Origin of the sequence: Aureimonas fodinaquatilis (assembly GCF_008369445.1) — a bacterium.
Taxonomy (GTDB): domain Bacteria; phylum Pseudomonadota; class Alphaproteobacteria; order Rhizobiales; family Rhizobiaceae; genus Aureimonas; species Aureimonas fodinaquatilis.
Map to the genome: position 1 here is coordinate 145668 of NZ_VTWH01000001.1, position 20856 is coordinate 166523.

Sequence of the window (20856 nt, forward strand, 5' to 3'; positions counted from 1 at the left end):
TTTGCCCTGAACAGGGCGATTGAATGCGAGGGAACTTGCGTGAGAAAATCTTTGACGGCCGTGCTTGCCACGGCCTTTCTGACATTGGGCGCCGCATCTGCGGATCCGGTTGCACTGACAGACCAGCGCGGCAGGCAGTTTGAGCTGGCCGAGCCCGCCAGCCGCATTGTGGTGATTCCGCTGCCCATGGCATCCGTGGTTATGGCGCTGGATGGCAGTTCAGACCGGCTGGTGGCCATTCACCCTTCCGCTCGCAAATCTGTTGAGGAAGGCTTCCTTGGCAAAGTCTTTCCGGGCGCTCTGGAGCTTTCGACGGACGTGACAAGGGGCGGGCAGTTCACCCCCAATCTGGAAAGCATTCTTGCGCTGGAGCCGGATGCCGTGATCCAATGGCGTGAGCCGGATAATCTGCTGGAGCCGCTGGATTCCGCCGGGCTGAATGCCATTGGCCTGATCAACAGTCCGCCAAATGAAGAGATCAACCAGCAGAACCTTGCCATTGTTGCAAAGCTGATTGGCAGGCAGGACCGGCTGGAGCAGGTGCTGGCCTGGCATGATGCGGCTTTGGCAAGCGTTCAAGGCGTAACGGATGGGATGGAGCCGGGTTTGCGGCCCAAGGCCATGTATCTCCACGCCGCTGAAGAACGCTTTCGCCCGGCGGGAGCCAATGTATATCAGGATTTCTGGCTTACGCTTGCGGGTGGCACCAATGTTGCAGCGGCTGAGCTGCGAGGCATGAGCGCAGAGGTGAATGCCGAGCAGATTCTGGCATGGAACCCCGACGTTATTATTCTGGGCGCGTTTGATGCCGCAACACCCGCCGATATTGCTGCCAATCCTTTGCTGGCCGAGACTTCAGCAGTGAAAAACAAGCGCGTCTACAAAATGCCGCATGGCGGTTATCGCTGGGATCCGGGCAGCCATGAATCACATCTGACAATGCAATGGGCTGCCATGGTGATGCACCCGGAAGAGTTTGACTTCGACCTGCGGCAAGCCATGCGTGACAGCTACCGGTTCTTCTACAACCACGCACTGACCGAAGATGAGATCGATCAGATTCTGGCATTGAATGAAAATGCCGGAATGGCCGGGTATGACCGTTTCACGCGCTAGAGCAGTGTTTGGCAGCGGCTTCAGATACGGACCAGGTGCCGGGGCGGAATGGGCGCTGTTTGCGCTTGTTCCGCTAGCCATGATCGTTTGTCTTGGTCTCGGGCGGATTGCCCTGTCACCAGCGGAGGTGATGTCGGCATTGTTCACCGCATCTGGTTTGACGGAAGGAGCGCCCAGCCTGCACCAGACAGTGATTATGAATGCGCGGCTGCCACGTATGCTGGCTGCCGCCTGCACTGGCGCCGGGCTTGGCTGCGCTGGCGCGGTCCTGCAGGGCATTTTTCGCAACCCGCTGGTGGGTCCGCAAACAATTGGTGTGTTGAGCGGTGCCGGGCTGGGCGGTTCGCTGATGATCTTTCTGGGTGCCGGGCCACTGTTGATGCTGGCATCGGCCTTCGGCTTTGGTTTTGTAGCCGTGCTGCTGGCCATGCTTCTGGCGCGTATGGGCGGAACAATCAGCATTCTGATGCTGGTTCTGGCGGGAATTGTCATTTCTGCCTTTTGCGCGGCGCTGACAACCATGCTGCAATTTTTCGCAGATCCCGAGCGACAATTGCCGCATCTTGTTTTCTGGCTGATGGGCAGCTTTGCGCAGGTGCGGGCCTTCGATGTGTGGTGGGTGTTTCTTGTCATTCTGCCCACAATCATCCTTCTGATCGGTCATGCCGGGTTGATCGACATTCTGGCCAGTGGTGATGATGAGGCTGAAGCGATGGGCGTGCCGGTTGCCCGGCTGCGCAGGCGACTTTTGCTGCTGGTTGCCGCCATTTGCGCCGCGGTGGTTTCCATTGCGGGCATTATCGGCTGGGTGGGGTTGATCGTGCCGCATCTTGCACGATTCATCGTTGGCACCGGGCACCGCGCCGTTCTGCCTGCCTCGGCGGCGCTGGGTGCGGCATTTCTGGTGTGCATCGACACATTCTGTCGAACAGCAACCGCAGCCGAATTTCCGATTGGCGCGGTAACGGCTCTCATTGGCGCACCGCTGTTCATGGCACTGCTCTGGCGCAGCAAAAGCCGGGAGTGGAGCCATGATTGAGGCCGCTGGCATCGGGTTCAACATTGCAGATCGCTGGCTCTGGCGAAATCTTTCACTGTCGCTGCAACCCGGTGAATGCCTTGCGGTTCTGGGTCCGAACGGTGCTGGGAAATCAACCTTGTTTCGCGCGCTTCTGGGGCTTTGCCCCGTGGCAGAGGGCGTGGTGCTGCGCAGCGGCGCAGTTGGCTATGTGCCGCAAAAAAGCGCCATCAGTATGGATTTCACTGTGGCGGAAGTTGTGGCCATGGCGCGTTCGGCCAAAAAGGGATTGTTTTCCAGCCTTGGCTCTGCCGACTGGCTGGCAGTTGAGCAAGCGCTTGCCACAACCGGCATGGCCGATTTTGCCAAACGCCCGTTTCAAAAGCTCAGCGGTGGTGAGCGGCAGATGGTGTTGATAGCCCGGGCGCTGGCCACAGATGCACGAGTGCTGATTCTGGATGAACCATGTTCCAGCCTGGATCTGGACCGGCAGGCGCTTGTGCTTGGCTTGCTCAGGCGACTGACTGGCCGGAGCCAGTTGAGCATACTGTTTTCCACCCACAATCCCGATCATGCCTTTGCCATAGCTGACCGGTCCTTGCTGCTGGACCGTCATGCCGGATTTACACTTGGTCCCACGCATGACGTGCTGACCGAGGCGGCTTTATCGCATCTCTATTCAGTGAAGGTCTGCCTGTCGGACTGGCAAAACGGCACGCAAATTCACCGCAACATGCTGATTTCTTACGAAAGATGAGCCCTATGAAATTGAACGTCGCACAGGCAGGCATGTGTTTCGGCATAGAGCGGGCCTATAAAATGACCGACAGGCTGGCGGCAAAAACACCGCGCCTGCATGCGGGCCACAAATGCTCGGGCGAGCATAAAAATGCCGATTGGGACACGTTCAACCGTATTGAGCGGGGCGACAAGGTTTTGCTTGAGCGCTACCCCAATCTCAAAAAGCTGACCATTGTTCACGATGATTCAGAATTGAGCGACGGCGATGAACTGGCCATTGGCTATCACGGTTTTACCCCCGAGCGGATGGCCGATTTGCGCCAGCGTGGCGTTAAACTGCACGACTATATGTGCCCTTTCATCTCGCGAATGCATGACACTGCAGAAAAACTGGCCGGTGAGGGGTTTGATATCATTGCCTTTGGCAAGCTGCTGAACCACCACACAACCTTTTGCCAGCGTGCTGCCGAGCGATTGGGCCGGGTTGGCCTGATTGCCGAAGACATTGATGAAATTGATGCGCTGCTGGACGACCCGGCGCGAAACTGGGCCTGCGTCGGGCAGGTGACCGGCAATGTCGAGAAATGGACCCGGTTTGCGCAAGCGTTGAAGCTGCGCGGTATACCCATTCATCTGGTGGACACGGTGTGCACCGACTCGCACGACCGCCAAGGCGAAGCCAGACGGCTGGCGGCTGCGTCTGACATCGTGGTTCTGGTGGACGATGGCGGCGGCGCATCCATAAGCGTGCTGGAAGCGGTGCAGAGCGCCAATGAGCGGGTGTACAGAACCGGTACGAACATGCCGTTGCAACGCCAGTGGTTTGAAGGTGTTACCTCTGTTGCTGTTGTTGGCGGGATTATGGTTCCGTCGTGGGTGCTATCTGAGGTTGCGGAGTCCATTCAAGACATGATGCTCGACACCGCATCTTGACGGAATTTTCAGAGCTTCCGATTTAAATGCTCTTCCTCTGCGTCAGGTTTTGGGCAGCAGACTGTCACGCTGGAATTTGACTATGCGGTGCAATCCGGCATACGGCATTAAAAAACCTCTCGTGCAGGGGTTGAGTTTGGCACTATGATGATGACTGGAAGCTGATGGATCGCATACGCATTCGTGGCGGCAACGCCCTTGTCGGGACGATCCCGATTTCCGGCGCCAAGAACGCGGCTTTGCCGCTGATGATCGCTGCCTTGTTGACCGATGATACGCTGACTTTGGAAAACGTGCCGCATCTGGCCGATGTGGAGCAACTGATTCGCATTCTTGGCAATCATGGCGTTGATTACACGGTGTCCGGCAAACGGCTGGTGCAGAACCCCGCGCAGGGACGCACCATTCACTTTACCGCCCGCACCATTGTCGACACCACGGCACCTTATGAGCTCGTTTCCAAAATGCGAGCCAGTTTCTGGGTCATCGGCCCGCTTCTGGCGCGCATGCACAAGGCGCGGGTTTCACTGCCGGGTGGCTGCGCCATTGGCACACGGCCGGTCAACCTGTTCATCGACGGGCTGCGCGCGCTGGGCGCCACAATTGATATTGATGGCGGCTATGTCGTTGCAGAAGCCAAAGGCGGGCTCGTTGGCGGGCGGTACAGCTTTCCGAAAGTTTCGGTTGGTGCAACGCATGTCATGTTGATGGCTGCATCGCTGGCGCGGGGCGAAACCGTTATTGAAAATGCCGCATGTGAGCCGGAAGTGGTGGATCTGGCGGATTGCCTGAACGCCATGGGCGCTCGTATTTCGGGGGCAGGCACCCCGACCATCACCATTCAGGGGGTTACTGCCCTTTCCGGCGCGCGCCACCGCGTTCTGCCAGACCGGATAGAAACCGGAACTTACGCGATTGCGGCAGCCATGGCTGGTGGAGACGTGACGATAGCCGGCACACGAGCCGGGCTTCTGCCGGTTGCGCTGGACGTTTTGCGCCAGGCAGGCGCTGAAGTGACAGAGCTGGAAGACAGCATACGTATCCGGCGCAATGGCGGCGATATTCTGCCGGTTGATGTGGTGACAGATCCGTTTCCCGGTTTTCCCACTGATCTGCAGGCGCAGTTCATGGCGCTGATGACTCGCTCCAGCGGCGTGTCGTCCATTACGGAAACGATTTTTGAAAATCGTTTCATGCATGTGCAGGAACTGGCGCGGCTAGGTGCCCGCATATCACTGTCCGGCCAGGTGGCAAAGGTTGAGGGCGTGAAACGCCTTGCCGGAGCGCCGGTTATGGCCACGGATTTGCGTGCTTCGGTTTCACTGGTTATTGCTGGTCTGGTGGCGGAGGGTGAAACCACCGTCAATCGCGTGTACCATCTCGATCGCGGGTTTGAGCGGCTTGAAGAAAAGCTGGTTGCCTGCGGCGCGGAGGTGGAAAGAATCTCGGGCTGAGAGTGGTTTGCATTCTTTCGCCTTGCATTTTTTCTCGATCCGCACGATTTAGTGCGCACATTCAGTCATTCCCGCTGACTGCCGCTTGCCGGAAGTTGGCTTATTTTTGATCCGGCGCGCTCAGACGCGCCGGCCCTCGTTCCAAGGTCAGGACCACGCATGGCGAAGGAAGAAGTTCTTGAGTTTCCCGGAGTCGTTATCGAGCTTTTGCCGAACGCGACTTTCCGCATCAAGCTCGAGAACGATCATGAAATTATTGCTCACACGGCAGGGCGCATGCGCAAGAATCGCATTCGCGTTTTGACAGGCGATAAGGTGCTTGTCGAAATGACACCGTATGATCTGAGCAAAGGGCGCATCACCTACCGCTTCAAGTAGGGTTTGCGACGCGCTCATGGACAAACAACTGCATCTGGTTCTTGCCTCTGCCTCTCCGCGCCGTCTGGCTCTTCTGCAGCAGGTGGGCGTAGAGCCTGAGCGTCTGTTGCCGGCAGAGCTGGACGAAACGCCCGAGCGCGCCGAACACCCGCGCTCTCTGGCAAAGCGACTTAGCCGCGGCAAGGCGGAAACCGCTGGACGTATGCTGCAGACGCTGGGCGATACTGCCGGGCGCTATGTTCTGGCGGCGGATACGGTGGTTGCAGTTGGCCGGCGCATTATTCCAAAAGCAGAGTTGATAGAAGAAGCGCATGACAATCTGCGCATTCTTTCCGGCCGAACGCACCGGGTTTATACCGGCATTTGCCTGCTGACACCTTCGGGCAAGCTGCGTCAGCGGCTGGTGGAAACGCGGGTGCGTTTCAAGCGGCTGACACGCGATGATATTGACCGTTATCTGGCCAGTGGCGAGTGGCGGGGCAAAGCTGGCGGCTATGCCATCCAGGGGCGCGCGGGCGGCTTTGTTGTCCGGATGATTGGCTCTTACAGCAATGTTGTTGGGTTGCCGCTGTATGAAACGCTTACGCTTCTGGAAGGCGAAGGCTTTGTTGCTGCACCGGGGCCGGTGGAATGACCGGGGAGGTGACGCCGTTGCGCGTCAAGCGCAATTGCCCCGAATGTTCCCGCCCGTCTGTACGGGCGACTTATCCGTTCTGTTCTCCACGTTGCAAGGCGGTTGACCTCAACCGCTGGCTATCGGGCTCCTATGTCATACCCGGCAGCGAGGAAGAGCCGTCCACTCCGGAAGACAATGACTAAAGCATTTTTCGTTGAAACGGCCACGTTTCAACGGCAAGACAATGCGCCAAAGCAGAGAGTAAAGCCGTTTCGGGCGATCATAAGTTCGCCTGAAATGGCCTAAAGAAGATTTTTCACTGCCTCTTCCATGCGGGCAAGATCTTCATCCCGCGACAGGCGGTGGTCGCCATCCTTCACCAGGGTCAGCACCACACCATCACCGGGCAGATGCTCCGTCAGTTCCAGCGCGTGGGTGTAGGGCACATCGGGGTCAGCCATTCCCTGTATGATGTGCACGGGGCAGCCGGTGTCGATTGGCCCGGTCATCAGGCTCTGGGTCAATCCGTCCTGCATCAGCTTTTGTGTATAGATGGTCGGCTCAGGTGAATATTCCGATGCGCGCGCAACATAGCCCTGACCAACCAGATCTTCGCGTTCACGCTGGGTTAGGGAGGGCTCAACCAGCTTTGTTGTAAAGTCTGGCGCGGGGGCCAGCAGCAGCATGGCATTGACGCGGCCGGCAAGCTGGCGGGCCAGAAGCAGGCTGATCCAGCCGCCCATGGATGAGCCGACAAGAATCAGGGGGCCACTGGTGCGTGCCTCAATCATGGCGCGGGCGTCCGCGGTCCATTGCGATATCGTGCCATCGACAAAGCGCCCATCTGATTCGCCGTGGCCGGAATAGTCAAAGCGCAGATAGGAACGGCCATTGCTCTGACAGAATTCGGCCAGCCTCTCTGCTTTGGAGCCGCGCATGTCGGACCTGAAGCCGCCCAGCCAGACGATGGTTGGCCCATCACCGACCACTTGCAGAAATGCCAGACGGTGGGAGCCATTGTCGCTTTTTACAGTCAAAAAGTCGGCGGGAGGTACGTGAGACATGGCTGCTGCTTTCAGTTCGATGCAAGATATATTGCCAATTTCTGTGACGGGCTGGTGAAACTGGATCAATGACGTGTTATATCTACACTGTAATTTGGCTCCAGTCGCTGCCAGAGGCATGAAATGCCATGGCGGCTACAGGGGTTTTGCGTATTCGCAAATTCGTCGTCAACATCAGGAGTAAACGACCATTCGCAGACCATTTCGTGCGCCGCCCAGCCAAAAGGAGGGACCTCGTTCCAACAGGGATATTCGGGTTCCACAAATTCAGCTGATTGATGCTGATGGCGTGAATCGTGGCGAGATCTCGACAGCCGAGGCTTTGGCGCTTGCTGAAGAAGCTGGCCTGGACCTCGTGGAAATTGTGCCGACCGCCAACCCGCCGGTGTGCAAGATCCTCGACCTTGGCAAGCTGAAATACGAAAGCCAGAAGAAAGCGGCGGAAGCGCGCCGACGTCAGAAAATCATCGAAGTCAAAGAAATCAAGATGCGTCCGAATATCGACGATCATGACTATGAGACAAAGATGAAGGCGGTTCGCCGATTCTTTGATGATGGTGACAAGGTGAAGGTGACTTTGCGGTTTCGTGGCCGTGAAATGGCGCACCAGGAACTTGGCATGCAGCTTCTGAACCGGGTTCGTGAAGAAACCGCCGAATATTCCAAGGTGGAAGCCGAGCCCAAGCTTGAAGGTCGCCAGATGATGATGGTTCTGGCGCCTCGCGGCTGATCTGCTGTCTGGCGAATCGCGAGGCTTTTTCACACTTCGCGGGCCTTCGGCATTTGAACAGGAACAAGCGGCTGCCTTTGCGGCCGCTTTTTTCATGGTTGTCAGAGACGTTTTTGCATAGCCAAAACTGTAAAAGGCTAGTTTTAACAGCCAGTGCCCCATTGCATAGAAGGTGGCCATCGTCTACAAACCGCCCGTTCAATTGAGCCGTCCGGCAGGGCATGCCGTGGCGGTTCTGAATGCTGTTGCACTTCATTCCTTGTTCTGAATGAAGAGGGTTTCACCCCGGCCTTTGGCTTGCAACGTCCAGACAGGAGAGCAAAATGCCCAAGATGAAGACCAAATCGAGCGCCAAGAAGCGCTTCCGCATGACCGCGACCGGCAAGGTCAAGGCGCAGCCGGCTGGCAAGCGTCACGGCATGATCAAACGCTCCAACGACTTTCTTCGCGACTCGCGCGGGACAATGATTTTGTCCAAGCCTGACGAGCGGATCGTCAAAATTTACATGCCTTACGACCGTTGATCGGTATTCGGCTTAATTTTCAAGGAGATCGATCATGGCACGTGTAAAACGGGGCGTTACGTCCCACGCCAAGCATAAAAAGGTTCTGAAGGCCGCCAAAGGCTTTTACGGCCGTCGTAAAAACACCATCCGCGCAGCCAAGGCCGCAGTGGATCGCGCCAAGCAATATGCCACGCGCGACCGTCGCGTTAAGAAGCGGAATTTCCGCTCGCTCTGGATCCAGCGTATCAACGCTGGTGTGCGTGAGCATGGCATGACCTATGCCCGCTTTATGGATGGCCTCAACAAGGCTGGCATTGAAGTGGATCGCAAGGTTCTTTCCGACATCGCCATTCATGAGCCGGCAGCTTTTGCCGCGCTGGTAGAACAGTCCAAAGCGGCTCTGGCTTACCTGAAAGATGGCAATGACAACGCTTACGAGCGTGCAGTCGGTGAAAAGCGCGCTGCCTGAATGAGTCGTGTTTTGCCGTTTTAGGCGGCGAAATCGAACATTTTGCAGCAGGATCGATCAGGGCCCGCCGCGAAATTCGCGAGCGGGCCTTGTCGCGTTTAATCAACCTGTGCTTGAAGCAGCTATATCTGCGTAAATGAAAGATCTGGAACCAATGACGTTGAGCGATCTTGCCGCGCTCGAGGCGCACTATCTGACAGACATTCAATCCGCAACGGACGAAGCGGCGTTGGAAAATGTGCGACTGGCTGCATTGGGTAAAAAGGGCGAAATTTCCGAACGGCTGAAAAGCCTCGGAAGAATGAGTGATGAGGAGCGGCGCGAGGCTGGCCCTGTGCTCAATGGTTTGCGTGACAGGTTGCAAACGGCGCTGGGCGAACGTCGCGAAGCGTTGGCCGATGCAGCAATCGAGGCACGGCTTCGCAAGGAGACGGTGGATATCTCTCTGCCGGTGCGCACATCGCCGGTAACGCGCGGGCGCCTGCATCCGATCAGCCAGGTGATTGAAGAAATCACCGCAATTTTTGCCGATATGGGATTTGCCATTGCTGAAGGCCCGGATGTCGAAACCGATTATTACAATTTCACCGCGTTGAATTTTCCGGAAGGCCATCCGGCGCGTGAAATGCACGACACTTTCTTTTTCAAGCCGGGTGCCGATGGCAACCGCAAGCTTCTGCGCACGCATACTTCACCCGTGCAGGTGCGCACCATGGAAGCGCAGAAGCCGCCAATTCGCATTGTTATTCCGGGCAAAACCTATCGGCAGGATTCCGACGCCACGCATTCGCCGATGTTCCATCAGGTCGAAGGGCTGGTGATTGATCGTACCGCCAACATCGCCAACATGATGTGGGTGCTGGAAGAATTCTGCAAAAGCTTCTTCGAAGTGCCGTCCCTGACGATGCGCTTCCGGCCAAGCTTTTTTCCATTCACTGAGCCATCCATGGAAGTGGATATTCAATGCGACCGCTCACGCCCCGGCGAGGTGCGGTTCGGTGAAGGCACGGACTGGATGGAAATTCTGGGCTGCGGCATGGTGCATCCCAATGTTCTGCGAGCTGGCGGGCTGGATCCGGACGAATATCAGGGCTTTGCGTGGGGCATGGGGATCGACCGTATCGCCATGTTGAAATACGGTATGCCGGATCTTCGGGCATTTTTTGATGCCGACACGAGGTGGATCGAGCATTATGGTTTTCGCCCGCTGGATATGCCGACATTGTTCGGCGGCTTGAGCGGATGATGTTCACGGCGGGGGACGTGCAATGAAGATGACGTTTCTGGAGTGCATTGCGGTGCTGGCGGGTGCCATCGTCGCGACGTTTGTGACAGGGCTGGTTGCCTGGCTGTTTGCCGGGGTACCACTGTTGACGGCGATTGGTTCGCCAGGGGTCTATTTCCTCGGGCTGGTCACCGTGGCCATTTTCGCATTCCTGTACCATCAGCTGGACAGGCTGGCGGCGGCCATGGCCAGCCTTGCGGTTGGCGTGGTGCTGCCAACGCTGGTCGACCGGTTCATTCTGGGTGATCCGCTGAGCTGGAAGGCAATTTTTCTGCTGAACATTGTTTTTGCGGTTCTGGCTTTGGCCATTTACCGCTTTGTCCATGCCAATGCGGTGGTGCGGCAGGGCCATCGTTAAGTCTGCCCTGCCTTCCCTCTGCCCTGCCATTTTCTTCTTACAAAGACTGCGACAAAACCCATGAAATTCACCTTGTCCTGGTTGAAGGATCATCTGGAAACCCAGGCTGGTCTTGCCGAGATTACCGAACGGCTGACCGCAATTGGTCTGGAAGTCGAAAATGTTGATGACAGGGCGGTGTTCGCGCCCTTCACCATCGCGCGGGTTTTAACGGCAGTGCAGCACCCGGATGCAGACAAGCTTCGGGTGCTGACGGTGGATGCGGGGCCTTCTGTGAATGGCGGCAAGCCTTTGCAGATCGTGTGTGGTGCGCCCAATGCGGCGGAAGGTCTGATCGGCGTTCTGGCGCAGCCTGGAACTTACGTGCCGGGCATCGATACAACATTGGGCGTTGGCAAAATTCGTGGTGTGGAAAGCTTCGGCATGATGTGTTCGGAGCGGGAGCTTGAGCTTTCGGACGAACACAATGGCATCATAAGCCTGCCCGCAGATGCGCCGGTTGGCACTTCCTTTGCCGACTATGCAGGTCTTGCGGATCCGGTCATTGAAATCAACCTGACGCCAAACCGGCCAGATGCCACCAGCATTTTTGGCATTGCGCGCGACCTTGCGGCATCGGGGCTTGGCACTTTGAAGACCAGGCCGGTGCCTGTTGTTGCGGGTGAGGGCGAATGCCCGGTCACGGTGCGGCTGGAATCGTCAACATGCCAGGGCTTTGGCCTGCGGCTCATTCGCGGCGTGAAAAACGGCCCTTCGCCGGAATGGCTGCAGAAACGGCTGAGGGCAATTGGTTTGCGGCCGATCAACAAGCTGGTGGATGTCACCAACTATCTGACATTTGATCAGGGCAGGCCATTGCATGTGTTTGACGCTGCCAAAGTGTCCGGCGCACTGGTGGTGCGGCAGGGGCGTGAGGGCGAGGAAATTCTGGCACTGGATGGCCGGACTTATGCGCTGAGCAATTCTGTCTGTGTGATTGCCGATGATCATGGACCGGAATCGATCGGTGGCATTATGGGCGGCGAGCATTCCGGCTGCGACGAGGCCACAGTGGATGTGCTGGTGGAATCGGCGTTGTGGCAGCCGCTGGACATTGCGCGCACGGGTCGGGCGCTGGGCATCCACTCCGATGCGCGTTATCGCTTTGAGCGCGGCGTTGATCCGGACATGATGGTTCCCGGTCTGGACCTGGCGACGCAGATGATTGTCGAGCTATGCGGTGGCCAGCCTACCGAAATGTCGCTTACCCCGTATAGCGGGGCGGCTGCAGCGTCTGTTCGTCTGCCTTTTGGCGAGGTCAAGCGCCTGACCAGCCTGGATGTGGCGCCACAACGGCAGACAGAGTTGCTGGAGCGGCTGGGCTTCCGGGTCGTCCACCACGAAGATTACGCAGATGTGACGCCGCCAAGCTGGCGCCCGGATGTTGAGGGCAAGGCGGACCTGGTTGAAGAGGTGATGCGGCTGACAGGTGTGGACGCTATTGCGCCGCAACCATTGCCGCGCAGCGCCACGGTGGGTGGCCGCATTCTGACCGTTGCGCAGATCCGTGATCGTTCGGTGCGGCGGGCACTTGCTGCGCGTGGCATGCTGGAAACGGTAACCTATTCCTTCATTCCGCATGAAGAAGCAGAGGCCTTTGGCGGAGGTGATGAAGCCCTGCAACTGGAAAACCCGATTGCTGCGGATCTGACTGATATGCGACCATCGCTGCTGCCAAGTCTGTTGGCCGCCGCAGGGCGCAATGCCGCTCGTGGCTATGGCGACACGGCAATGTTCGAGGTCAGCCATGTTTATCGATCTGATTTGCCGGAAGGGCAGATACGGGTTGCCGGCGGGCTGCGGCGCGGCACTGCCGTGCTGGCCGGTGCTGGCCGGGACTGGGCAGGAAACAGCGCCGATGTTGGCGTTTATGATGCCAAGGCTGATGCCATCGCGGCGCTGGAAGCAGCGGGCGTTGCCGTAGAAAAATTGCAGGTTGAGGCAGGAGCCAGCCCATGGTTCCACCCCGGTCGTTCCGGGCGCATCAAGCTTGGACCGAAAGTGGTTCTGGCAGAATTTGGCGAGTTTCACCCCAAAGTGCTGAAAAAGCTGAAGGCAAGTGGCGCGTTGGCAGGGTTCGAGGTCTATCTGGATGCCGTGCCGGAACAGAAACGCAAGCCCACCAAAACACGGCCTGTGCTGACCCTTTCGGCGTTTCAGCCGGTGAAGCGCGACTTTGCCTTTGTGGTGAACAGCGATGTTGAGGCGCTCAAGCTTGTGCGTGCAGCAGAGGGAGCAGACCGCAAACTTGTGGGCGATGTGCGGGTGTTCGACGTCTTCGCCGGTGCAGCTCTTGGCGAGGGGCGCAAATCTGTTGCCATTGAGGTAACGTTGAAGCCGCTGGAGCGCACATTGACCGATGATGATCTGGAAGCCGTGTCGGCAAAGATTGTTGCGGCTGTGGCGAAGGCAACCGGCGGTGAATTGCGCGGCAAATGATGTTGAGTGCAATTTGCTGATCCCGGAGTTCAACATGCCTGCGGGTGAGCACTGGTGAGGATTCGAGCGGAAAAACCGGATGATTCTGCGGCGATTTCTGCGCTGATCTGTGCTGCCTTTGAGCATGCGCCGCATCGTTCAGGTACGGAGGCGGCCATTGTTGCCGCCTTGCGTCACGCGCAGGCCCTGACTGTTTCACTCGTAGCGGAGCTCAATCACGAGCTGGTAGGGCACGTGGCTTTTTCTCCTGTCACCATTTCGGATGCAAAAGCTGGCTGGTTCGGACTTGGCCCGCTGGCGGTGCACCCTGACTGCCAGCGGCAGGGAATTGCCGCCCGCTTGGTGAAGGCCGGGTTGCAAGAGCTTGTGGCCATCGAGGCAGGCGGCTGCGTTGTTCTGGGCGATCCGGATTATTACAGCCGTTTTGGTTTTGTGGCAGATGCGGGACTGCGCTATGGCGATGTTCCGGTTCAATATTTTCAGAGACTGGTTCTCGCCGGCAAGGCACCGTCCGGCTCGGTAGCCTACCACTCGTCATTTGATGTGGCTGCCACGAGTTAAACCACAAATTAAGCTTTGCGCAGTGTTAGCATGCCATGATGCAACCTCCTCCCGCAAAAGGTGGAGCGCGAATGATGAAGCTTGTCTGGAAGCTGGCCCTTGTCTTGATGGCCATGGGTGCCTGCACGGCGGCGAGGGCCGAGCCGCCCGCGCGGAATCTTTTTGGCGCTCAATCATCACCAGCCGCCCTTGCCAGCCAGAGCATTGGCTTCTACTCGCGCGGCTGCGTGGCGGGTGCCGTTGCCATGCCTAAAGATGGCCCGGCCTGGCAGATGATGCGCCTGTCTCGCAATCGGGCGTGGGGCCACCCGGCAATGGTTGAGTTTCTGCAGAAGTTCGCCGCTGATGCTGCCAGTCAGGATGGATGGCGCGGCCTGCTTCTGGGCGATATTTCGCAACCGCGCGGCGGGCCCATGCTGTCCGGCCATGCGTCACATCAGATCGGGCTGGATGCCGACATTTACTTCACGGAAATGCCTTCGCGGCGGCTCAGCGATGCAGAGCGCGAGACACTGCAGCCACAAAGCCTGATTGATACAAGGACGCTGCGAGTTGACGAGCGTTACTGGCGACCGGAACACCTGAAATTGCTGCGGCGTGCGGCGTCTTCGCCCATGGTGCAGCGGATTTTTGTGCATCCGGGAATCAAGCAGAAACTCTGCTCCTCTGTGCGGGGCGATAGAGGCTGGCTGAACAAGGTGCGGCCAACCTATGGCCATGATTATCATTTTCACATTCGCTTGTTCTGCCAACCGGGGTCCGGCCAGTGTGAAAAGCAGGAAGCCACGGGCACCGGGGACGGCTGCGACAACCTGGACTGGTGGTTCAACGTTGCCTTGCAACCGCCGCCGCCAGACGCGAAGCCCTACAAACCCAAACCGCCACTACAAATGGCAGACCTGCCAAATGCCTGCCGCACGGTGCTGGCTGCTGGTGGCGGGGCAGGTATAGCTGCGGCAGCCCCGGTGGCTCAAAGCTATTTTCCAGTACCAGAACGTCTGCCAATGCCAACAATGCGCCCGGTTAATTAACCACAGGTGCTTTAAACCGAGCGCGATGCGCGTTACACAAGCAGAAATTTTAATCGATTTAGCGTGATGGTTATGACACCGATCCTCGACAGTTCCGAATTACTGCGGTTTCCAATTCTGATTGCCGATATTGGTGGTACCAACGCGCGATTTGCATTGCTTCTGGATGCCTATGCGGATCCGAAGACCTTTCCAGTCGTGCAAACAGCAGATTTTGCCAATATTGACGACGCCATTCAGGCTGCAGTTCTCGACAAAACGTCCATACAGCCAAAATCTGCCGTCCTGGCAATTGCCGGACCGGTGGATGGTGACGAGATTGATCTGACCAACAGCCCCTGGGTTGTTCGCCCGCGAGTGCTGATTGAAAAGCTCGGCTTTGAGCAGGTCGTGGTGATGAATGACTTCGAGGCACAGGCGCTGGCAATCTCATCCTTGCCGGCCAGCGGCCAGAAGCAGATCGGTTCCGGCACTGCGCGGGAAGGCGCAAGCCGCATTGTGCTTGGCCCCGGTACCGGCCTTGGCGTTGCGGGGCTGGTGCGTGCACGGCGCATGTGGATTCCCGTTGCGGGCGAGGGCGGACATGTTGACCTTGGGCCCAGAACTCCGCGCGATCTGGCGATCTGGCCCAATCTGGTACCGATTGAAGGCCGCATTTCAGCCGAGCAGATCCTGTGTGGGCGCGGGCTGGTGAATCTCTATCGCGCAATCTGCATCACCGATGAGCGCACGCCCGTGCAGGATACGCCCGCAAAGATAACCGAGGCTGCTGCTGACGGCAGCGATCCGGCGGCATATGAAGCCATCCAACTGTTTGCAACCTATCTCGGCAGGCTGGCGGGCGACCTGGCTTTGGTGTTCATGGCACGTGGCGGCGTGTATCTGGGTGGCGGCATCATCCAGAAAATCATTCCATTGCTGAAGGCGGACGACCTGCGAGCAGGGTTTGAGGACAAGGCGCCGCATTCTGCGCTTTTGCGTGAAACGCCCTTGTTCATCATCACCGAACCACTTGCGGCGCTGACCGGCCTGGCTGCCTATGCCCGCAATCCGCGCTTCTTCGGGCTGGAAACCAATGGGCGTCGTTGGGGCGCATAAGCGGGTTTTCAAAGGCATTTCTTGTTGAATCGGAGCCGTTTAACGGCAGGAAAATTCAATAAAACAAAGGGTTAGGTCGTTTCAACCGATCGTGGGTCGGGTTGAAACGCTCTAGGCAGATGGCTTTGCAGCCTTTATAGACCGATCGCAAAAGCAAGTGAAAGTACTGACAGTGGGCAATGAAAAGGGCCTGTCGCTGGCCGATGGGCAGGAACGGGGCCATGCATTTCGCCTGTTGAAGCGGGTCCTGGCAGAAAACGGACGTGACCACATCAAGGGTTATGCGGTTGCGATCGTGTGTCTTGTCATGGTGGCGCTGACCACGGCCTTTCTGGCCTGGATCATGCGAGATGTGATTGACGACATTTTCGTAGACAGAAATCCCGCCATGCTGCTGTCTCTGCCGCTTGCCGTGTTTGTCACTTTTCTGATCCGCGGCATAGCCACCTACTTCCAGGGCGTCATACTGGCCCGAATCGGCAATGATGTTGTGGCGCGCTACCAGCAGCGGCTTTTTCGTCACCTGACGGAGCTGTCGGTTGATTTCTTTGGCGAAAATCGCTCGGCCCAGCTTGCGGCACGCATCAACCAGAATGTCACCGGTGTCCGGGACACCTTGAACCTGACTGTCACCTCGCTGGCGCGAGATTTGCTGACGCTGCTGTTCCTGATTGGCGTGATGATCTGGCAGGACCCGGTTCTGTCGTCCATCGCGCTGCTGGGTGGGCCGCCAATTGCCATCATGATTGCTGGTCTGTCCCGTAAATTGCGCAAGGCTACCCGGCAATCCATTGACCTCAACTCGCGCGTTGTCGGCTCCATGCAGGAAACGGCCCAGGGCATTCAGGTGGTCAAGGCCTTCACGCTGGAAGAGCCGTTGCGCGCGCGCACCTCGCTTCTGGTCGAGGCAGCAGAAGAAAGGGCCAACCGCATTGCGGTGATCACCGAGCGGTCCGGCCCGATTGTCGAAATCATCGCCGGTATTGCCATTGCGGCGGTTATTGCCTGGTCGGGCTATCGCGCCATAGAATACGGCCATTCACCCGGCGCGATGTTTGCCTTCATCACAGCGCTTCTTCTGGCGTATGACCCGGCGCGCCGCCTGGCGCGTTTGCAGGTGCAGATGGAGCGGGCACTGGTCAATGCGCAGATGATTTATGAGATTCTGGATCTGAAGCCTCGCCAGCCGGATGCGCCGGATGCGCCGGCCTTGCATGTGTCTGGCGGCGAGATCCGGTTTGAAAATGTCAGCTTTGGCTATCATCCGGGTGAAGCCGTTCTGAAAAATATCAGCTTTACTGCCAATGCCGGGCGCACAACGGCCATCATCGGCGCGTCGGGCGGTGGAAAATCCACGCTGATAGCGCTGATAGAGCGGTTTTATGAACCTGATTTAGGCAACATTCTGATCGACGGTCAGAATATTGCCGGGGTTACAAAAGCCTCCCTGCGCCAGCAGGTGGCCTATGTGCCGCAACAGCCGACCCTTTTTGAAGGCACAATCCGTGAAAATCTTCGCTATGGGCGAATGGATGCCACAGATGCCGAAATTGAGGCGGCAGCGCGGCTGGCTCAGGCGGAAGAGTTTATTCTGGCGCAGCCGCTCGGCTATGACACTCCGGTCGGTGAAAATGGCATGACGCTTTCCGGCGGGCAAAGGCAGCGTCTTTCCATTGCCCGCGCGCTGGTGCGTGGCGCGCCGGTTCTGCTGCTGGATGAAGCGACCTCGGCGCTGGACACCCGCTCTGAAACGCTGGTTCAAAAAGCCCTGACCGAAATCATGAAGGAAAAGACCGTGCTGGTCGTGGCGCACAGACTGTCGACCATTGTCGGTGCCGATCAGATATTGGTGGTGGAGAACGGCACAATTGCCGAAAGTGGCTCACATGCCGATCTTGTTGGTCGCGCCGGTGGGTTGTATGCGAGGTTTCACAATCTGCAAGCGTCGGGGCAGCAGGTTCCTGAAATTGATCTGGCGGGGTGATGCCCGCTTGGCATGTGAGCATTTCCCGTTGAACTGAAATGGTTTCAACGGCAGGACAATGCGATGAAACATAGAGTAAGAGCCTGTCAGGTCGTCGAAAGACAAGCTGACAGGCTCTCGTGTTGGGAGACGGCGGATGAAACTCATTGTTCTGGGCGCAGCGGGGCGTATGGGCCAAAATCTGGTTCGGGTGATCGAACAGACGCCCGGCGCAACGCTTTGCGCAGCGATTGAGCGGGCTGGTTCACCCATTCTCGGGCGGGATGCCGGTGAGGTTGCCGGTGTTGGCACAATCGGCGTTGACGTGACCGATGATCTGACACCGTTTCTGGTGGATGCAGATGGCATTCTGGACTTTACCGCACCGGCAAACAGCGTTGCCGTGGCTGAACATGCGCGGGAACATGGTCTGGTGCATATCGTCGGTACCACAGGTTTTTCTGCGCAAGAGGAAGCCGAAATTGCCCGGTGTGGAGAAGCGGGCGCCAGAATTGTCAAATCCGGCAATATGAGCCTGGGTGTCAATTTGCTGGCTCTGCTGGTTGAACGCGCGGCAAAGGCGCTGTCAGCGGAAAACTTCGATATTGAGGTGGTGGAAATGCACCACCGCCACAAGGTGGACGCGCCATCCGGCACGGCACTGCTTCTGGGCGAGGCGGCGGCTGCCGGGCGTGAGGTTGACCTGCCCTCAGCCAGCGTGCGCGTGCGCGATGGGCACACAGGCCCGCGCAGCACCGGCACCATCGGCTTTGCCACCCTGCGCGGCGGCTCGGTAATTGGCGATCACACCGTGGTTTATGCCGGCGAGGGCGAGCGGGTTGAACTGACGCATCGTGCAGATGACCGCAGCATCTATGCCCGTGGCGCAGTGAAAGCTGCCTTGTGGGCCAAGGATCAGTCCGCCGGCTATTATTCCATGCGCGATGTTTTGGGACTGTGAGGAGAAGGGAAGACATATGAGCAGAACTCTTGTTCTGGTTCGGCATGGCCAGAGTGACTGGAATTTGAAAAACCTGTTTACCGGCTGGCGCGATCCGGACCTGACAGACAAGGGTGTGGAGGAAGCTGGTGCAGCGGGGGAGCGTTTGAAGGCTGCCGGGCTGCATTTCGACATTGCCTTCACCAGCAATCTTTCCCGCGCGCAGCGCACGCTTCAGCTTCTGCTGGAGACGCAGGGCCAGAGCGGGTTGGAAACCATTCGCAATGAAGCGCTGAACGAGCGCGACTATGGCGAGCTTTCCGGTTTGAACAAGGATGATGCACGCGAAAAATGGGGTGAAGACCAGGTGCACATCTGGCGTAGGTCCTATGACGTGCCGCCGCCAGGTGGTGAAAGTCTGAAAGACACCGGCGCACGTGTCTGGCCTTATTACATTCATACCATTCAGCCCAAAGTGCTGGCGGGCGGCACGGTTATCGTGGCGGCGCATGGCAACTCGCTACGCGCGCTGGTCATGGCGCTCGAAGGGCTTTCGCCGGAAGAGATAGTGGCTGCGGAAATTGCTACCGGCGTACCGATTGTCTACCGCCTGAATGCCGATTCCACCGTGGCATCCAAAGACGTTCTGGAGGCCTGAACGCACTTGCACCGTTGCAATTGATCTTTGGATTTCCTGTAACGGTGTAAGTCTGTTCGTTGCCGTCGAACCAGTTCTGGCCAAATGGCACTTGCTTCAACCGAGTTTGGTTGTGGCAAGGGCCCGGCCAAATTCGGTAGCAAAGGTTTCCCGGTCTTCCGGGTTTAGAAAAGCGCCAATTTCGGTGGTGTTGCCACTGCCGGAGACTGCCATATGCGTAACGCCATATTCATGGTGGCGGCGCACGTCGAACCGTGTCCAGAACGGGTTGTAAGTGATTTCCTGCACCTTGCCGCGTGGAGAGGTTTTGCGAATCAACAGCAGCGTGCGTGAAATGCTGACCTCTTCGCTCGCCAGCGCTGCGCGGTTGTTGTAACGAAAGGCCAGCCAGAGCAGAAGGACGTCCAGCCCGAAATAGCCGAAAACCGGCCACGCCCCGTGTGAGAGAAACACAAGCCCTGTTACAAGGCTGACAAAACCGAAGGTCAGCATCATAAGGGTAAAGCCGAGTTTGCCGAGCGAGCGATAGGGCGTCAGCAAAGCACGAAACAGGAGTTGCTCGTTGATGTTTGGCTCTTCCTCAGGGTGCATGGCGCGACTCTTTCGGGCAGTGGCAGCAGACAGGATATAAGATGGCGGCAATGCGTCAAAAATCCAAGCCCGTCAGCACAACGGCAAAATCCGGGAAAGCTGTTCGAATTCCATACACGACGGCTGAGGTAACGGAGATATTCCGGCGCTTTGCCGTGCAGAGGCCTGAGCCGCAGCCGGAACTGGAACATTCCGATGCATTCACTCTGCTGGTCGCGGTGGTGCTTTCCGCACAGGCAACGGATATGGGCGTTAACCGCGCCACACGCGGCCTGTTTGCCAAGGCCAGCACTGCCAGCGCAATGGTGGCTTTGGGCGAAGACGCCATTCGCGAAGAAATTCGCACCATTGGACTGTTTCGCAACAAGGCGAAAAACGTCGCTTTGCTGGCAGAAAGGCTGGTCGAGCACTATGGGGGCGTTGTGCCAGACAGTCGTGAAGCGCTTGAAGCGCTACCCGGCGTCGGGCGGAAAACCGCCAATGTCGTTTTGAACACCGCTTTTGGAAAAGAAACGCTGGCGGTGGACACGCATATATTTCGCATTGGCAATCGACTGAAAATTGCCCCCGGCAAAACGCCGGAAGAGGTCGAGCGTAATTTTCTGCGCATCATTCCCGATGGCTATCTGCGGCATGCCCATCACTGGCTGATTCTGCATGGGCGCTATGTGTGCAAGGCGCGCAAGCCGGATTGCGCGGCCTGCATTATTGCCGACCTGTGCAAGGCGGATGAGAAAACCACAAATGTTCCCGCCCCACTGGTGCCGCTGGAAGTGCGCGGCGCGGGTGAGCAGGCGCGCCCGCCGGTTACCGCATTTGGCGGGGCAGTGCTCTGACACATTTCTCGTTGCGCTGTCCCTGGTGAAGG

At 57.9% G+C, this 20856-nt stretch carries 23 protein-coding genes; 21 read left to right on the forward strand and 2 right to left on the reverse strand.

Translation table 11 applies throughout. The annotated features are described in order from the left end of the window. Window positions 1–39: 39 nt before the first annotated feature. The 8 genes from FPY71_RS00730 to yacG all read left to right on the forward strand — a co-directional run bounded on the left by FPY71_RS00730 (window position 40) and on the right by yacG (window position 6459). Window positions 40–1116, forward strand: coding sequence for an ABC transporter substrate-binding protein (locus FPY71_RS00730; RefSeq protein WP_188052162.1), 1077 nt, complete (start codon window positions 40–42; stop codon window positions 1114–1116). After that, complete coding sequence (locus FPY71_RS00735) at window positions 1097–2155, forward strand: FecCD family ABC transporter permease (protein ID WP_188052163.1); 1059 nt, start codon at window positions 1097–1099, stop codon at window positions 2153–2155. The genes FPY71_RS00730 and FPY71_RS00735 overlap by 20 nt, the downstream gene beginning before the upstream one ends. After that, window positions 2148–2891 carry an ABC transporter ATP-binding protein gene (locus FPY71_RS00740; protein ID WP_149296641.1) on the forward strand — a complete coding sequence of 248 codons (744 nt, stop codon included), beginning with the start codon at window positions 2148–2150 and terminating at the stop codon, window positions 2889–2891. The genes FPY71_RS00735 and FPY71_RS00740 overlap by 8 nt, the downstream gene beginning before the upstream one ends. A 5-nt stretch (window positions 2892–2896) precedes the next feature. Then, complete coding sequence (locus FPY71_RS00745) at window positions 2897–3808, forward strand: hypothetical protein (protein WP_188052164.1); 912 nt, start codon at window positions 2897–2899, stop codon at window positions 3806–3808. A gap of 164 nt (window positions 3809–3972) precedes the next feature. Further along, complete coding sequence (gene murA / locus FPY71_RS00750; protein WP_149296645.1) at window positions 3973–5262, forward strand: UDP-N-acetylglucosamine 1-carboxyvinyltransferase; 1290 nt, start codon at window positions 3973–3975, stop codon at window positions 5260–5262. Window positions 5263–5421: 159 nt separating this feature from the next. Continuing rightward, the gene (gene infA, locus FPY71_RS00755; protein ID WP_149296647.1) at window positions 5422–5640 is read left to right on the forward strand and encodes a translation initiation factor IF-1; all 219 of its coding nucleotides are present in this window, start codon (window positions 5422–5424) and stop codon (window positions 5638–5640) included. A gap of 16 nt (window positions 5641–5656) precedes the next feature. After that, on the forward strand, window positions 5657–6274 hold the full coding sequence (locus FPY71_RS00760) for a Maf-like protein (protein WP_149296649.1): 618 nt from the start codon (window positions 5657–5659) through the stop codon (window positions 6272–6274). Then, on the forward strand, window positions 6271–6459 hold the full coding sequence (gene yacG / locus FPY71_RS00765) for a DNA gyrase inhibitor YacG (protein WP_149296651.1): 189 nt from the start codon (window positions 6271–6273) through the stop codon (window positions 6457–6459). Before FPY71_RS00760 ends, yacG begins: the two co-directional genes overlap by 4 nt. Window positions 6460–6558: 99 nt before the next feature. Here the strand turns inward: yacG and FPY71_RS00770 are convergent, their stop codons facing one another. Beyond that, window positions 6559–7320 (reverse strand): alpha/beta hydrolase, encoded by a 762-nt coding sequence (locus FPY71_RS00770; protein WP_149296653.1) that lies wholly within the window; start codon window positions 7318–7320, stop codon window positions 6559–6561. A 190-nt stretch (window positions 7321–7510) separates the two neighbouring features. Between FPY71_RS00770 and infC the strand changes: the two genes are divergently transcribed. From infC to FPY71_RS00830, 12 genes are all read left to right on the forward strand, one after another. After that, the gene (gene infC, locus FPY71_RS00775) at window positions 7511–8050 is read left to right on the forward strand and encodes a translation initiation factor IF-3 (RefSeq protein WP_149296655.1); all 540 of its coding nucleotides are present in this window, start codon (window positions 7511–7513) and stop codon (window positions 8048–8050) included. A gap of 323 nt (window positions 8051–8373) precedes the next feature. Then, entirely contained in the window at window positions 8374–8574 is a 201-nt protein-coding gene (gene rpmI / locus FPY71_RS00780; protein WP_149296657.1) for a 50S ribosomal protein L35, read from the forward strand. Between the two features lie 34 nt (window positions 8575–8608). Further along, on the forward strand, window positions 8609–9025 hold the full coding sequence (rplT, locus tag FPY71_RS00785; protein WP_149296659.1) for a 50S ribosomal protein L20: 417 nt from the start codon (window positions 8609–8611) through the stop codon (window positions 9023–9025). A 154-nt stretch (window positions 9026–9179) separates the two neighbouring features. Then, window positions 9180–10271 carry a phenylalanine--tRNA ligase subunit alpha gene (gene pheS, locus FPY71_RS00790; protein ID WP_149296661.1) on the forward strand — a complete coding sequence of 364 codons (1092 nt, stop codon included), beginning with the start codon at window positions 9180–9182 and terminating at the stop codon, window positions 10269–10271. A gap of 22 nt (window positions 10272–10293) precedes the next feature. Beyond that, entirely contained in the window at window positions 10294–10668 is a 375-nt protein-coding gene (locus FPY71_RS00795) for a hypothetical protein (RefSeq protein ID WP_149296663.1), read from the forward strand. A 60-nt stretch (window positions 10669–10728) separates the two neighbouring features. Further along, window positions 10729–13146: a phenylalanine--tRNA ligase subunit beta gene (gene pheT / locus FPY71_RS00800; RefSeq protein WP_149296665.1), complete on the forward strand. Its 2418-nt coding sequence runs from the start codon at window positions 10729–10731 to the stop codon at window positions 13144–13146. A gap of 54 nt (window positions 13147–13200) precedes the next feature. Then, window positions 13201–13707, forward strand: coding sequence for a GNAT family N-acetyltransferase (locus FPY71_RS00805; RefSeq protein WP_149296666.1), 507 nt, complete (start codon window positions 13201–13203; stop codon window positions 13705–13707). A 71-nt stretch (window positions 13708–13778) separates the two neighbouring features. Beyond that, on the forward strand, window positions 13779–14738 hold the full coding sequence (mepA, locus tag FPY71_RS00810; RefSeq protein ID WP_246160081.1) for a penicillin-insensitive murein endopeptidase: 960 nt from the start codon (window positions 13779–13781) through the stop codon (window positions 14736–14738). Between the two features lie 72 nt (window positions 14739–14810). Continuing rightward, entirely contained in the window at window positions 14811–15836 is a 1026-nt protein-coding gene (locus tag FPY71_RS00815) for a glucokinase (protein WP_149296668.1), read from the forward strand. A 190-nt stretch (window positions 15837–16026) separates the two neighbouring features. Further along, complete coding sequence (locus FPY71_RS00820; protein WP_246160150.1) at window positions 16027–17820, forward strand: ABC transporter ATP-binding protein; 1794 nt, start codon at window positions 16027–16029, stop codon at window positions 17818–17820. Window positions 17821–17956: 136 nt separating this feature from the next. After that, a complete protein-coding gene (gene dapB, locus FPY71_RS00825) occupies window positions 17957–18760 on the forward strand; it encodes a 4-hydroxy-tetrahydrodipicolinate reductase (protein WP_149296672.1) in 804 nt (267 codons plus the stop codon). Between the two features lie 16 nt (window positions 18761–18776). Then, on the forward strand, window positions 18777–19397 hold the full coding sequence (locus FPY71_RS00830; protein WP_149296674.1) for a 2,3-bisphosphoglycerate-dependent phosphoglycerate mutase: 621 nt from the start codon (window positions 18777–18779) through the stop codon (window positions 19395–19397). A 96-nt stretch (window positions 19398–19493) separates the two neighbouring features. On the opposite strand, the gene FPY71_RS00835 is transcribed toward FPY71_RS00830, so the two are convergent. Then, entirely contained in the window at window positions 19494–19988 is a 495-nt protein-coding gene (locus FPY71_RS00835) for a DUF2244 domain-containing protein (protein WP_149296676.1), read from the reverse strand. 41 nt (window positions 19989–20029) lie between these two features. Here FPY71_RS00835 and nth point away from each other — a divergent pair, with 41 nt between their 5' ends. Further along, window positions 20030–20824 (forward strand): endonuclease III, encoded by a 795-nt coding sequence (gene nth / locus FPY71_RS00840; protein ID WP_149296678.1) that lies wholly within the window; start codon window positions 20030–20032, stop codon window positions 20822–20824. Window positions 20825–20856: the final 32 nt, after the last annotated feature.

Bases quoted from the DNA above. Each gene is read 5' to 3' on its own strand.
- FPY71_RS00735 (WP_188052163.1), top strand. From the start codon at position 1,097: ATGACCGTTTCACGCGCTAGAGCAGTGTTTGGCAGCGGCTTCAGATAC.
- FPY71_RS00740 (WP_149296641.1), top strand. From the start codon at position 2,148: ATGATTGAGGCCGCTGGCATCGGGTTCAACATTGCAGATCGCTGGCTC.
- FPY71_RS00745 (WP_188052164.1), top strand. From the start codon at position 2,897: ATGAAATTGAACGTCGCACAGGCAGGCATGTGTTTCGGCATAGAGCGG.
- murA (WP_149296645.1), top strand. From the start codon at position 3,973: ATGGATCGCATACGCATTCGTGGCGGCAACGCCCTTGTCGGGACGATC.
- infA (WP_149296647.1), top strand. From the start codon at position 5,422: ATGGCGAAGGAAGAAGTTCTTGAGTTTCCCGGAGTCGTTATCGAGCTT.
- FPY71_RS00760 (WP_149296649.1), top strand. From the start codon at position 5,657: ATGGACAAACAACTGCATCTGGTTCTTGCCTCTGCCTCTCCGCGCCGT.
- yacG (WP_149296651.1), top strand. From the start codon at position 6,271: ATGACCGGGGAGGTGACGCCGTTGCGCGTCAAGCGCAATTGCCCCGAA.
- FPY71_RS00770 (WP_149296653.1), bottom strand. From the start codon at position 7,320: ATGTCTCACGTACCTCCCGCCGACTTTTTGACTGTAAAAAGCGACAAT.
- rpmI (WP_149296657.1), top strand. From the start codon at position 8,374: ATGCCCAAGATGAAGACCAAATCGAGCGCCAAGAAGCGCTTCCGCATG.
- rplT (WP_149296659.1), top strand. From the start codon at position 8,609: ATGGCACGTGTAAAACGGGGCGTTACGTCCCACGCCAAGCATAAAAAG.
- pheS (WP_149296661.1), top strand. From the start codon at position 9,180: ATGACGTTGAGCGATCTTGCCGCGCTCGAGGCGCACTATCTGACAGAC.
- FPY71_RS00795 (WP_149296663.1), top strand. From the start codon at position 10,294: ATGAAGATGACGTTTCTGGAGTGCATTGCGGTGCTGGCGGGTGCCATC.
- pheT (WP_149296665.1), top strand. From the start codon at position 10,729: ATGAAATTCACCTTGTCCTGGTTGAAGGATCATCTGGAAACCCAGGCT.
- mepA (WP_246160081.1), top strand. From the start codon at position 13,779: ATGATGAAGCTTGTCTGGAAGCTGGCCCTTGTCTTGATGGCCATGGGT.
- FPY71_RS00815 (WP_149296668.1), top strand. From the start codon at position 14,811: ATGACACCGATCCTCGACAGTTCCGAATTACTGCGGTTTCCAATTCTG.
- dapB (WP_149296672.1), top strand. From the start codon at position 17,957: ATGAAACTCATTGTTCTGGGCGCAGCGGGGCGTATGGGCCAAAATCTG.
- FPY71_RS00830 (WP_149296674.1), top strand. From the start codon at position 18,777: ATGAGCAGAACTCTTGTTCTGGTTCGGCATGGCCAGAGTGACTGGAAT.
- FPY71_RS00835 (WP_149296676.1), bottom strand. From the start codon at position 19,988: ATGCACCCTGAGGAAGAGCCAAACATCAACGAGCAACTCCTGTTTCGT.
- nth (WP_149296678.1), top strand. From the start codon at position 20,030: ATGGCGGCAATGCGTCAAAAATCCAAGCCCGTCAGCACAACGGCAAAA.